This window comes from Devosia sp. (assembly GCF_041917035.1).
Lineage (GTDB): Bacteria > Pseudomonadota > Alphaproteobacteria > Rhizobiales > Devosiaceae > Devosia_A.
This window is the reverse complement of the sequence record NZ_JAYRYM010000125.1, coordinates 1-11,510: the sequence shown is the minus strand read 5'-3', so window position 1 is coordinate 11,510 and position 11,510 is coordinate 1. Positions and strand designations below refer to the sequence as shown.

At 69.1% G+C, this 11,510-nt stretch carries 13 protein-coding genes; 8 read left to right on the top strand and 5 right to left on the bottom strand.

All coding sequences use genetic code 11. The features are described 5' to 3' along the window. On the top strand, window positions 1-195 hold a 195-nt coding region (locus ACE3TU_RS13365), incomplete at its 5' end, for a tyrosine-type recombinase/integrase (protein ID WP_374624947.1). 12 nt (window positions 196-207) lie between these two features. On the opposite strand, the gene ACE3TU_RS13360 is transcribed toward ACE3TU_RS13365, so the two are convergent. After that, complete coding sequence (locus ACE3TU_RS13360) at window positions 208-546, bottom strand: hypothetical protein (protein WP_374624945.1); 339 nt, start codon at window positions 544-546, stop codon at window positions 208-210. Window positions 547-759: 213 nt separating this feature from the next. Between ACE3TU_RS13360 and ACE3TU_RS13355 the strand changes: the two genes are divergently transcribed. The 7 genes from ACE3TU_RS13355 to ACE3TU_RS13325 all read left to right on the top strand — a co-directional run bounded on the left by ACE3TU_RS13355 (window position 760) and on the right by ACE3TU_RS13325 (window position 6,342). Beyond that, window positions 760-1,719, top strand: a complete 960-nt coding sequence (locus ACE3TU_RS13355) for an acetyl-CoA carboxylase carboxyltransferase subunit alpha (protein WP_374624943.1) — start codon at window positions 760-762, stop codon at window positions 1,717-1,719. A 124-nt stretch (window positions 1,720-1,843) separates the two neighbouring features. Next, the gene (locus ACE3TU_RS13350; RefSeq protein ID WP_374624941.1) at window positions 1,844-2,869 is read left to right on the top strand and encodes a L,D-transpeptidase family protein; all 1,026 of its coding nucleotides are present in this window, start codon (window positions 1,844-1,846) and stop codon (window positions 2,867-2,869) included. Between the two features lie 12 nt (window positions 2,870-2,881). After that, window positions 2,882-3,664 (top strand): 2-dehydro-3-deoxyphosphooctonate aldolase, encoded by a 783-nt coding sequence (locus tag ACE3TU_RS13345; protein WP_374624939.1) that lies wholly within the window; start codon window positions 2,882-2,884, stop codon window positions 3,662-3,664. After that, complete coding sequence (locus tag ACE3TU_RS13340) at window positions 3,637-4,245, top strand: hypothetical protein (protein WP_374624937.1); 609 nt, start codon at window positions 3,637-3,639, stop codon at window positions 4,243-4,245. The genes ACE3TU_RS13345 and ACE3TU_RS13340 overlap by 28 nt, the downstream gene beginning before the upstream one ends. Before the next feature lie 113 nt (window positions 4,246-4,358). Beyond that, on the top strand, window positions 4,359-5,588 hold the full coding sequence (locus ACE3TU_RS13335) for an AGE family epimerase/isomerase (protein ID WP_374624935.1): 1,230 nt from the start codon (window positions 4,359-4,361) through the stop codon (window positions 5,586-5,588). Between the two features lie 237 nt (window positions 5,589-5,825). Then, window positions 5,826-6,032, top strand: coding sequence for a cold-shock protein (locus ACE3TU_RS13330; protein WP_374624933.1), 207 nt, complete (start codon window positions 5,826-5,828; stop codon window positions 6,030-6,032). A gap of 55 nt (window positions 6,033-6,087) precedes the next feature. Then, entirely contained in the window at window positions 6,088-6,342 is a 255-nt protein-coding gene (locus ACE3TU_RS13325) for a hypothetical protein (protein ID WP_374624931.1), read from the top strand. Window positions 6,343-6,378: 36 nt separating this feature from the next. On the opposite strand, the gene ACE3TU_RS13320 is transcribed toward ACE3TU_RS13325, so the two are convergent. The 4 genes from ACE3TU_RS13320 to ACE3TU_RS13305 all read right to left on the bottom strand — a co-directional run bounded on the left by ACE3TU_RS13320 (window position 6,379) and on the right by ACE3TU_RS13305 (window position 11,480). Further along, complete coding sequence (locus ACE3TU_RS13320) at window positions 6,379-7,677, bottom strand: Gfo/Idh/MocA family oxidoreductase (RefSeq protein WP_374624929.1); 1,299 nt, start codon at window positions 7,675-7,677, stop codon at window positions 6,379-6,381. A gap of 107 nt (window positions 7,678-7,784) precedes the next feature. Beyond that, the gene (locus tag ACE3TU_RS13315) at window positions 7,785-8,750 is read right to left on the bottom strand and encodes an FAD:protein FMN transferase (RefSeq protein ID WP_374624949.1); all 966 of its coding nucleotides are present in this window, start codon (window positions 8,748-8,750) and stop codon (window positions 7,785-7,787) included. Window positions 8,751-8,805: 55 nt separating this feature from the next. Next, window positions 8,806-10,998 (bottom strand): PepSY domain-containing protein, encoded by a 2,193-nt coding sequence (locus tag ACE3TU_RS13310; RefSeq protein WP_374624927.1) that lies wholly within the window; start codon window positions 10,996-10,998, stop codon window positions 8,806-8,808. A 14-nt stretch (window positions 10,999-11,012) separates the two neighbouring features. Then, window positions 11,013-11,480: a DUF2271 domain-containing protein gene (locus tag ACE3TU_RS13305; protein ID WP_374624925.1), complete on the bottom strand. Its 468-nt coding sequence runs from the start codon at window positions 11,478-11,480 to the stop codon at window positions 11,013-11,015. Window positions 11,481-11,510 lie beyond the last annotated feature (30 nt).

The following is an 11,510-nucleotide window of genomic DNA, read 5'->3' as shown; positions in this document are numbered from 1 at the left end:
GCGGCCCGCATCACGCCGCACGTGCTGCGCCATGCCTTTGCCAGTCATCTCCTCGCGGGCGGGGCCGATCTGCGCGTGGTGCAGACGCTGCTCGGCCACTCCGACATCTCGACCACGCAGATCTACACCCATGTGCTCGACGAGCGGCTGCAGGCGCTGGTCGAGACGCACCACCCGCTGGCCGAGCAGGGCTGACGCCGGGCGGGCTCAGGAATGGCGGCGGTGCAGGTTGTCCAGCCGCTCGAGCAGGCCGTCCAGCGTGCTCAGCACGTCGCCCATCAGGCGGGGGGAATCGAGGCTGCCCAGGCGGGGCACCGGCTCGCTCAGCAGGGCGCGGAAGTCCCCGGCGCGCCGGCGCTCGCGCCGGGCGGTCCTGGCGGCCTGCAGCATCCGGGCGGTCGAGTCCTGGTCCGGATCGAGATGGAAGGAGCGTCCGCATTCCGAGCACCAGGCGGTTCCCCAGGGGCGCACCAGGGCGGCGTTCTCGACGAAGGTCTGCTCGCAGTGCGGGCACTCGAGGTCTACCAGGGCATAGGCGACAGTCATGGTCAGATACTCATCAGCGCCCGATACGCGGGCCGTCAGGGATGATTGCCACGAAAGCGTCATGCTTTGGTTAACCACGCGGCGGCCCGGCCCTGCCGCCGCGCTTTGCCGGTCGGACCTGTGAGTGCTTGACTTGCCGCGCCGCCCTCGCCACTTTCCGGCCACTTTGGGGCGCCAGTGAGCGCCCGTTCCCGGGGCCATTTGGCGGGTTGGATGCAGTCCTATCTCGATTTCGAAAAGCCGGTCGCCGACCTCGAAGGCAAGATCGCCGAGCTCAAGTCTCTCGCGTCCTCCGACCAGGCCGTGTCGATCGATGAGGAAGTGTCGCGACTGTCGTCGCGGGCCGAGGAGGCGCTGGTCGACATCTATCGGCGCCTGACGCCGTGGCAGAAGATGCAGGTGGCGCGCCATCCGCAGCGGCCGCACTTCTCCGACTACGTCAAGAGCCTGATCACCGAGTGGACACCGCTGGCCGGAGACCGCAAGTTCGCCGAGGATCCGGCGCTGCAGGCCGGGTTCGGCCGGTTCAACGGCCGTCCGGTCGCCATCCTCGGGCAGGAGAAGGGGTCCAATACCGAGACCCGTCTCAAGCACAATTTCGGCATGTCGCGCCCCGAGGGGTATCGCAAGGCGGTGCGCATCATGGAGATGGCCGACCGGTTCGACATCCCGGTGCTGTCCTTCATCGACACCGCGGGGGCCTTTCCGGGCATCGATGCCGAGGAGCGCGGGCAGGCGGAGGCGATCGCCCGCTCGACCGAGAAGTGCCTCGAACTGGGCGTGCCCAACCTGGCGGTCATCATCGGTGAGGGCGGGTCCGGCGGCGCCATCGCGATCGCCACGGCCAATCGGGTGCTGATGCTCGAGAACGCCATCTACGCCGTGATTTCGCCGGAAGGCGCCGCCTCGATCCTGTGGCGCGATGCGGCCAAGGCACTGGATGCCGCCAATGCCATGAAGATCACCGCGGCTGACCTGCTGTCGCTGGGGATCATCGACGGCATCATCGCGGAGCCTGCCGGAGGCGCGCACCGCCATCACGCAGAGGTGATGGCAGCGACATCGCGGGGCATCGAGCAGTTCCTCGCCGATTTCGTGGGCAACCGCAGCCGGCTGGAAATCCGGGAGCATCGGCGCGACAAGTTTCTGGCGATCGGCAGCAATTTGAATTGATCGCGGGCGACGACGCGGCGCATTCCATGCTTGGCAAGGCGCGGGTAACCATCCCGGCATACGCTTTGGCAACCGTGCCGCGCTTAGCGCAGCGGTCTATCGGATCGAGTTCGGATCGACAAACGTGAACACCCTGCGCAGCATCCTCGGGCTCATCGTCATCCTGGTCGTCGCGACGACGCTGTCAGCCTGTGGCGGGTTTCGCCCCGCCGCCAATGCCAAGGCCAACCAGCCGCTCAAGCAGGAGACGGTCAACAAGCTGGCGGCCATGGGATCCTCGCCGGCCGCTCCGATGATGATCCGCATCATCAAGCAGAGCAATGAACTGGAGGTCTGGAAGGAGGCGCGGGGCACCTTCAAGCTGTTCAAGACCTACGAGATCTGCGCGTGGTCGGGGGCGCTCGGGCCCAAGATCAAGGAAGGCGACCGGCAGTCGCCGGAGGGGTTCTACACCATCACTCCGGGCCTGATGAACCCGAACTCCAACTACTACCTGGCCTTCAACACCGGCTTTCCCAACAAGTTCGACCGCGCCTGGGGGCGTACCGGCTCCGACCTGATGGTGCATGGCGACTGCTCGTCGCGCGGCTGCTACTCGATGACCGATGAGTCGATCGCGGAGATCTATGCGCTGGCGCGCGAAACCTTCAAGGGCGGCAACCCCTCGTTCCAGCTGCAGATCTTCCCGTTCCGGATGACCGCGACCAACCTGGCGCGCAATGCCGACAGTCCGAGCCTGAGCTTCTGGAAGGACATCAAGGAAGGCTATGACAGCTTCGAGCTGACCAGGCGCCCGCCGACCTGGGACGTGTGCAACAAGGAATACGTGTTCAACGTCCCGGGTGAGACCGCGCTCGAGGCGGCGGCCAGTTGCCCGGCCGCGGTGGCGCAGGCGGTGCCGGCCGAACTGCGCGCCAAGATGGCCGCCGACGACGCCGAGATCGCCAGGCAGATCGCGGCGCTCGAGGACAAGGCCGCCAAGGCGGCCGTCGAGGCCGAGCGTGCCGCCGCCGCGGAGGCGGAGGCACGGGCCCGGGGCGAGGCGATCGGCGACTTCATCGGTGGGCTGTTCGGTGGCGGCGATGCCGCCAAGGTGATCGATCCGAGCAAGGTTGCGCCGGTGCCCGCGCCGCGCCTGCACCGTGCCTGACGGCGCCCGTCCATGCGGCTGAGAATCCGCCATCTCGGCATCGGGCTGATGCTCGTGCTAGGGGTGATGGCCGCAGGGACCCTCGCCATCCGGTACGCGGGGCCGCAGCGAGGAGAGCCCGCGATCGCCGAACGCCGCGTCTATGACCGCACCCAGCTGGTCGCCGACCTCGCCACCGCCGGTTTCGCGCTGGGCGCGCCGGCGCATGTGCGCATCTACAAGCGCGAGAAGCGTCTCGAGGTCTGGTTGCAGACCGCCGCCGGCCCCTTCGGCCTGTTCCGCGGCTACGACATATGCACCTATTCCGGCGGCCTGGGTCCCAAGCTCAGGGAAGGGGACAGGCAGGCGCCGGAAGGCTTCTACCGGGTCGGGCTCAGCCAGCTCAATCCCGCCTCGCGCCATCACCTGAGCTTCAACCTCGGCTTCCCCAATGCCTTCGACCGGCAGCTCGGTCGCACCGGTTCGGCGCTGATGGTGCATGGCGGCTGTTCGTCGGTCGGCTGCTACGCCATCGGGGACGAGAGCGTCGACGAGGTCTACGCCATCGTCGAGGCGGCGCTTGAGGGAGGGCAGGCGGCCGTGGATGTGCATGCCTTCCCGTTCCGCCTGACCGCGACGGCGCTCGCCGCCGAGGGGGACAGCACCTGGCTGGGCTACTGGCGCAACCTCAAGCAGGGCTATGACCTGTTCGAGGCCACGCAGGTGCCTCCCGCGGTCGGCGCCTGCGCCGGCGAGTACCGCTTCGGCGCCGACGCGGAGGGGCCGCAATGCGCCGCTATCGCCGCCTGGTCATGATCGACCGGCTGATCCCGTTCCTCGCGGCCTTCGTCGGCCTGATCGCGCTTGCCGGTTCGGTGGTGGTGCAGATGCAGGGCGAGGCGCGGACGCGCGCCGTCGGCGAGGAACTGGTGGCGATGCGTGCCGGTCTCGAGCAACTGACGGCGCGCACCGAGGCCCTGGCCATTCCGGTCGATGATGGCACGGCGGCGGGGCTGCTGGCGCTGCAGGATCGCATGGTGCGAATCGAGGCCGAGTTCGCGGCGATCCGGACCGCCGCGACCTCACCGGCCGCTCCGGCGGCCCCGGACGAGGCCGGCGCGGCGACGGCGACGGTCGAGGTCGATCCTGACCTGCCGACCGCCGACTGCATCCCGCTCGGCACGCGCTTCATGGTGACGCCGGGCGAGACGGTGCCCATCTGCCAGAGCCGCGCCAGGGTCAAGGTCGGCGGCATCACCGCCGACAGCGTCGACATCGAGGGGGCCGGCCCGATCGTCGAGACCGGTTTCGGCACGCTGATCGGCACCACCTGTACCGTCATGGTGTTTTCCGCCGACATCGAGGGCTTTGCCGAGCTGCGGGTGACTTGCACGTGATTGTCGCATGCCCGCATCCGGACGGCTTCGGCGCCGGCTTCGCCCTGCCGGGACGCACTGGCGTGCCGTCGCCGGTTGCGGCTAAGTAGGCCGAAACGAGGGAGCCTTCGCACATGACTGACGCCGCCGCTTCGACCCCCTGGCGCGAACGCCCCTACCACCGGCACTGGCTGCTCGGACAGGCCGACCGGCTGTTCGATTTCTTCCAGAACCGCAGCGTCAATCCCCGTGGCGGATTCTTCGAACTCGACGTCGCCGGCCGGCCGCTCAATCCCGACAACCCGGTGCGCGGCATTCACGGCACGGCGCGCATGGTGCACTGCTTCGCCATCGGCAGCCTGCTCGGCCGCCCCGGCTCGGATGCCATCGTCGACCACGGCATGGAATTCCTGTGGAACCGGCATCGCGATTCGGTGCATGGCGGCTACTTCTGGACGGTCGACGACGAGGGCCCGCGCGACGCCACCAAGCAGGGCTACGGGCATGCCTTCGTGCTGCTGGCGGCATCGAGCGCCAGCCTGCTCGGCCATCCGCTGGCCGGGCCCATGCTCGCCGACGTCACCGAAGTGCTCGAGAGGCGCTTCTGGGAGGAGCGGCACGGCGCCATTGCCGAGGAGTTCCGCCCCGACTGGACGCCGATCGCCCCCTATCACGGGCAGAACTCCAACATGCACCTCACCGAGGCGCTGATGGCCGCCTTCGAGGCGACCGGCACGCGCGCCTATCTCGACAAGGCCGAGCGCATCGCCGACCTCGTCATCCGTCGCCGGGCCGGCGAGAACGGCTGGCGCGTCGCCGAGCATTTCGACGGCGAGTGGCGGGTCGACAAGGCCTATGCCGGCGACCGCATGTTCCGACCGCCCGGGACGACCCCCGGGCACTGGCTCGAGTGGGCCCGGCTGGTTCTGCAGCTGTGGGTGCTGGGTGGCCGTCGCCACGCCTGGATGCCCGAGGCGGCGCGCGGCCTCTTCGAGCGTGCGGTCACGCTCGGCTGGGACAAGGAAAAGGGTGGCTTCTTCTACAACCTCGACTGGGACGACCGGCCCGACATGCGTACCAAGCTGTGGTGGCCGGCCTCGGAGGGCATCGGGGCCGCCTCGTTCCTCTGCCAGCTGCAGCCCAGCGCCTTCCACGAGCACTGGTACCGCGCCATCTGGGATGTCATCGGGCGGTACTTCCTCGACGACGAGCAGGGCGGCTGGCACGAGGAACTCACCGAGCACATGGTTCCCGCCCACACCCTTTTCGCCGGCAAGGGCGACATCTACCATGCCCTGCAGGCCTGCCTGATCCCGCTCTATCCGGCGACCGGCAGCATCACCCGGGCGATGCGCAGCGCGTGAGTCCGGATGCCGATCCGGCGGCCCGGATCCGCCGTCGGCGGGGCCCAATCTTGACAAGAGCGGGCCTGGGGGCCATATTGGAAGAATACGTTTCTGCCCAAGTTGGCGAACTCATCCTCCCGGCACTGCCGGTTGCTTGGCTTTCCATCCGATCTGCAAACGTTGATAGGCCTCTGTCGCACAGGGCGCAGGGGTAACCGCTCGCTTGCATCGCTTCGAGCCAACCGGGAGATCGTCATGATCAACGGCACCGTCAAGTTCTACAATTCCACCAAGGGCTTCGGCTTCATCGCGCCCGATAGCGGCGGCAAGGACGCATTCGTTCACGCCACTGCTCTCGAGCGCTCGGGCATCTCGGGCCTCGCCGATGGCCAGAAGGTCACCTACGACCTGGAGCGCGGCCGCGATGGTCGCGAGTCGGCGATCAACCTGAAGCTCGCCTGATCCGTCTTCGGCAGGGGCGCTCGCGCCCCTGCCGGCACTGTCGAGGAGCCCGCAGATGTCGCATCGCTACAAAGTGGGCCAGATGCTCGACCTGCGCTCCTCCCCCACCTTTAGCAATCGTCCGGCGGGTCCGTGCGAGGTGCTGGCCTGCCTGCCGCATGACAGCGGCCCGGTGCTCTACCGGGTGCAGTCTCTCAACGAGCGCAACGAGCGCGTCGTCGACGAGATCGACCTCACCCCCAGCAGCGCCACCAAGTCCACCCCATCCGCGCTTCGATCCGTCTTCAGCATCTCGGTCCAGCGGCGCTGACGTCGGTCGCAGCGCTGCTGCGGCGATTGTCCCGCCTCAGCCGGCCTGACGGTCGAGCGCAATGCCGGCCGACGCGAGCATGGCGTCGACGTCGATCGTCTGCCCGGTGGCGATGGCCCGGTTGGCGGCGATGCCGGTGAGGATCGACCAGGCGCCCTCGCGATGGGTCGAGGCGCGGTTGTAGCGGTCGGGCGGCATGCTGCCCGAGGCGAACAGATAGCCCAGCATCACCGGGTCGGCGCCGCCGTGATCGCCCGATCCGGCCCACACCTCGAGCTCCCGGGGCCGTTCTCCGTGCCGGTGCAGCACCGTCGACATCGCCTCCTCGACCGGCTTGTCGCGCACCCCGCCGAACACCCCGTGCACCTCGATGTGCCGGTGCGTCAGTTCCCCTTCGGTGCCGTGGAACTTGATCTCCAGCCCCTCCCACGGGCTGTAGGCGCACAGCGTATAGTTGAGGAAGACATCGTTGGCGTATCTCACCTGGACCTGCATCGTATCCTCGATGCTGATGTCGTCGGCGAACACGCAGCGGTCGCGGAAATAGCCGTCATCGCCCTCCGCTTCGAGGTAGAGTTCGCGCAGCGCGTCGTCGCCCTCGAGGTCGAGCCGGTAGTCGCAGCGCGCCCGGCAGCCGTGGCAGCGCTCGCCGCGGTCGGCCAGCCCAAGCTCCGCCGCCATGGCCGGGGTGTAGAACACCCGCTTGCCGTTGGCGCTGACGGTCCTCGGGGTCGAGCCGAGCCACCAGTTCATCAGGTCGAAGTGATGCGTCGACTTGTGGACCAGCAGTCCCCCCGACCTTTCCTTGTAGCGGTGCCAGCGGCGGAAATAGTCGGCACCATGCACCCGGTCGAGGTACCAGCGAAGATCGACCGCCTGGATCCGCCCGATCGCGCCGCCCATCAGCAGGTCCTTGAGCTGGGTTCGGGCCGGCGTATAGCGGTAGTTGAAGGTCACCGTCACCTTCCGGCCGGTCTGCCGCTGGGCCTCGAGAATGGCCTTGAGCTTGTCGAGATCGACCGTCATCGGCTTTTCCGTCACCACGTCGCGCCCGGCCAGCAGGGCCCGCACGATGTATTCGTGATGCAGGTAGTCGGGCGTGGTGACGATGACGGCGTCCGGCTGCTGCTCGGCCAGCATGCGGTCGAAGTCGGCGGCCGCGTAGGTGGCGATGCCATTGCCCGTCTGGTCTGGGATACGGCCCGCCGAGAGCCGCAGCCGCGACGGGTTGACGTCGCACAGCGCCACCAGTTCGTTGCCCGCCGGATGCGTCTCGGTGAGGGCCTGGCGGAACATGGCATGACGTCCACCGACGCCGACGATCGCGTATTTCAACTGGGCAGGTCCTGTCTGTGCGAGAGGGCGGCGGGATGGATGGAACCCGACTTGTGCGCAGACTCGCCGTCGATGGCAAGGGCCGGCTGAGGTCCCGGTCGGACCGACTACGCCATGACGGCGTCGGAATGGCCGAGACTGCCCACCTCGATCCGCCGGATCCCGTCGGCCGAACGCACGAGGAAGATGGCGTCGAGCCCGAGGCGCTGCGCCAGCGCCGGCCCCTCGGTCTCACCGAGGACCAGCAGCGCCGTGGCCCAGGCGTCCGCCGCCGCGCAAGTGCGGGCGGATACCGTCACCGAGGCGACGCCATTGGCCACCGGGCGGCGGCTGCGCGGATCGATACTGTGCGACACGGCGCGGCCGTCGGCCTCGGCGAAGTGCCGGTAGTCGCCCGAGGTGGCGATGGCCTGCTCGACCAGGTGCAGCACCTCGGCCGCCGCGCGCAGGCCGCGCTGCGGCTGCTCGAGCGCCACCGCCCACTGGATCCCGCCCGGCTTCAGCCCGGCGCTGCGCAGTTCACCGTCGATCGAGACCAGGTAGTCGCGGATGCCGTGCGCCTCGAGCGCGGCGGCCAGCCGGTCGACGCCATAGCCCTTGGCGATGCCGCTCAGGTCGATCCCGACCGGGCGAAGCCGTGTCGCGACGCCGCCGTCGAGGGAAAGGCACTCGGTCGCGGTCACCGCGGCCTCGGCGGCCCGCGCCGTGGCCGCGGCGGCGTCGATTCCGCCGCCGCGCGGTCCGAAGCCCCAGGCATCGACCATGGCACCCATGCCGATATCGAAGGCCCCGCCCGAATGCCGTCCGATCTCGAGGCCGAGCGCCAGCACCTCGGCAAGGGCTGCGGGAATCGGTACCGGCGTTCCAATGGGGGCGCGGTTCAGCCGGCTGAGGTCGGAGTCGGGCTTCCAGGTCGACATCTGCCGATCGACCAGGTCCACCGCCGCCTGCAGGTCGGCGGCAATCGCCGAGGCATCGAGGCCGGGCCGCGCATGGAACACCGCGGCATAGCGGGTTCCCATGGTCGGTCCGTTCAGCACATGGCGCTGCGTGGCGCCGACGAGGCGCTGCAGATCCGGCATGGTCACGTCCGGCGCGATCGCCGGGGTCGTCGCGCCGAAGGCCAGCTCAGAAGACATCTTCCGCATAGCGTCCCTTGGCGCGCAATGTCTCGATGCCCTCGCCGAGCGGGGCAAGCACCCGGTCCAGCGTCTCGGCGACGGCCGCCGCCATCTCGTGGCTGCCGCAGATCAGGAACTGCGCGCCCGCCGCCGCAAGCCGCCGCATCCGGTCGGCGTCGGCCAGCACCCGGTCCTGCACATAGGCGCCATCCTCGACCCGCGAGAATGCGGTGGTGAGCCGGGCCAGGCGCCGGTCGGCGATGCAGGTCTGCAGCGTGTCCGCATAGGGGTGGTCCGAGGCCGGGTTGCGCCCGCCCCAGTACAGGTGCATCGGACGCCGCTGGCGGTTGGCACGGATGAATCCCATGAAGGGAGCGATGCCGACGCCGTTGCCGATCATCACCACCGGACGGCGCCCGGTGGCGGGGCGGAAATCCGGATTGCGCCGCACGAAGGCGGCAATCCGCGCGCCCGGCTCGAGCCCGGTGAGAAAGCTCGAGCAGGCTCCGCCCTGCCGCCGCCGCACGCAGATCTCCGCGACGCCGTCCTGCACGGACGAGGCGAGGGAGTAGTAGCGCGGGATGTCGCTGCCGGGCGGAACGATGCCGATCAGATCGCCGGCCTCGAAGTGCGGCAGCCGTTCCGGCCGGCCGGAATGGTCGGACGCCGCGGCAAAGCGCAGCACCGCGGCAGGTGCCTGGATCTCGGCGCCGTAGTCGACGCGTTCGATCAGCTGCAGCGTCCTCGTATGGGGGCGCTCGGGCACGTGGTCGAGGCTCAGCTCGGCCCCGAGGCGGGAACCGGTTGCCGTGCCCCAGGCGGCAAAGGCCTGCGCCGACTGCCGATCGATGAGTCCGAGTGGCTGCAGGCGCGTCCAGCCCTTGCCGGCGAGCGTCTCGTCGACCAGCTCGGCAAAGGCATTGTAGTGCGCGAACCCGCGATCGCCGAACCCGAGCACCGCATAGCTGAAGGCCGGGACCTGGCGGTAACGCGACAGCCGGGCGAGGAAGTGGTTGGCACCGGCTGGGGCGGTGCCGTTGCCGTAGGTCGATGTCAGAAGGAACATTTGCCGCGCCCCGGGATAGGCGGTGCCCAGATCGTTCATGCTGGCGAGGTGGACACGCCGACCGGCCGCCTCCAGTCCCCGCCGCAGTTCGGCGGCAAAGCCCCAGGTGGTGTTCCCCTCGCTGCCCACCAGTACGATGGTGTCGGCCGTCGCCGCCGGCGCGCTGCCGGCAAGGTGCGGCCGGGCCTGGCGGCGAACCGCCCAGACCACCACGCCGGTCGCCGCCATTGCCGGCACGGCCAGTGCCGCGAGGCCCAGGATCAGGCCGAGCCACCACAGGCCCTGCCCGGTGTGCAGCATGTAGAAGAGATCGTAGATCTGCTGGCCCAGCGTCGCGGGGGTGAAGGAAAGCGCGCTGCCGCTGGCCTGGTCCACGTAGGTGGTGCCGGCCGCGGTGGTCAGGGTGAAGACGTCGGAGGCGTCGCCGGCGACCGGAAACACCAGTTCGCGCAGGTCGCCGAGCGGCACCGTCGCCAGGCCGTCGAGACTGGAGATGGCCGCCGGGGTGTCGCCGCTGCCGGCCGGCGGGAAGCTGCCGAAGACGTCGCTGCCATCGGAGACGAAACCGAAACTGACCAGCGACAGGTAGAGCCCGGTGAGGGTCGAGAGCAGCAGCGCGGGCACCGCCATGCGCGCCAGTTCGACATGCAGTCGCTGCGCCAGCGTTCCTCTTGCCGTGGACAGCAGCCGCCGCCAGCCGCCCAGCCGGGCCGCGAGCATCAGCAGGCCGGAGATCGACAGGACCGCCATGGCCAGGGCGCCGATGCCGGCTACGGCCCGGCCGGCGCTGCCGAGGAACAGCGAGCGGTGCAGTTCGGTGAGGAAGGTGAAGACGGCGCTGGCATTGTGCGCGCCGGCGGCGGCACCGGTCGATGGGTCGATATCGTAGGCAAAGCCGCTGCCGTCGGCGATGCCGTAGGCGATCACCGAGCCGGAGGCGGTGCGGACGATGCGTTCGACACCCGGCACGGATTCGGCGACCGACTGGGCCAGTTGCCCCACGCTGACGGCGGCCGATGAGGCGGCGGCGTTCTCCAGCGCCGGCGACAGGGCCAGCACCGCGCCGCTCACCGCCATGAACCCGACCAGCAGGCCGGCGGCTATTCCCGGCAGTCCGTGCAGCTTGCGCAGCATCGTCTCCTCCTCGCTCAGAGCCCGACAGTCATGGTGTCGACATAGCCGATGCCGTCGACCTGGGCGCCGGTGCTGACCAGCGGAGCCACGGCATCGCTGGAGAACTCGCCGCCATGCTCGACGGCGGTGTCGACGCGAATCTCGTAGCCGGCGTCGAACAGCGCATCAGCGAGGCTGGCGCTGATCGTCAGGTTGCGACCGCCGCCGACGCTGGCGCCGGTGATGCCGTCAATGTTGACGGTGCCGCTCGCGGCGATGCCCTGCATCCACTGGCGGAGCGCGCGCAGGTACTTGGTCTTGGTCCCGGCCACCCACAGCGTCGAGTGATAGCTGCCGTCGGGATTGGTGACATAGACCGCGAGATAGGCCTCCGGGCCGCTGTAGCGAGTCAGGTCGATGCTGACCGTGATATCCTTGCCGAAGGCGACGCCCGGAATGAAGAGGGCCGTTCCCACGAGAAGCAGGGCGGTGAGCTGGCGCATTTCTGATATACCTTGGTTCATCGTCGTTGC

Coding starts and splice junctions, on each gene's coding strand:
- ACE3TU_RS13330 (WP_374624933.1), top strand. CDS start 5,826: ATGATCAACGGCACCGTCAAGTTCTACAATTCCACCAAGGGCTTCGGC.
- ACE3TU_RS13345 (WP_374624939.1), top strand. CDS start 2,882: ATGCGGCTGAGAATCCGCCATCTCGGCATCGGGCTGATGCTCGTGCTA.
- ACE3TU_RS13360 (WP_374624945.1), bottom strand. CDS start 546: ATGACTGTCGCCTATGCCCTGGTAGACCTCGAGTGCCCGCACTGCGAG.
- ACE3TU_RS13340 (WP_374624937.1), top strand. CDS start 3,637: ATGCGCCGCTATCGCCGCCTGGTCATGATCGACCGGCTGATCCCGTTC.
- ACE3TU_RS13355 (WP_374624943.1), top strand. CDS start 760: ATGCAGTCCTATCTCGATTTCGAAAAGCCGGTCGCCGACCTCGAAGGC.
- ACE3TU_RS13325 (WP_374624931.1), top strand. CDS start 6,088: ATGTCGCATCGCTACAAAGTGGGCCAGATGCTCGACCTGCGCTCCTCC.
- ACE3TU_RS13310 (WP_374624927.1), bottom strand. CDS start 10,998: ATGCTGCGCAAGCTGCACGGACTGCCGGGAATAGCCGCCGGCCTGCTG.
- ACE3TU_RS13305 (WP_374624925.1), bottom strand. CDS start 11,480: ATGCGCCAGCTCACCGCCCTGCTTCTCGTGGGAACGGCCCTCTTCATT.
- ACE3TU_RS13335 (WP_374624935.1), top strand. CDS start 4,359: ATGACTGACGCCGCCGCTTCGACCCCCTGGCGCGAACGCCCCTACCAC.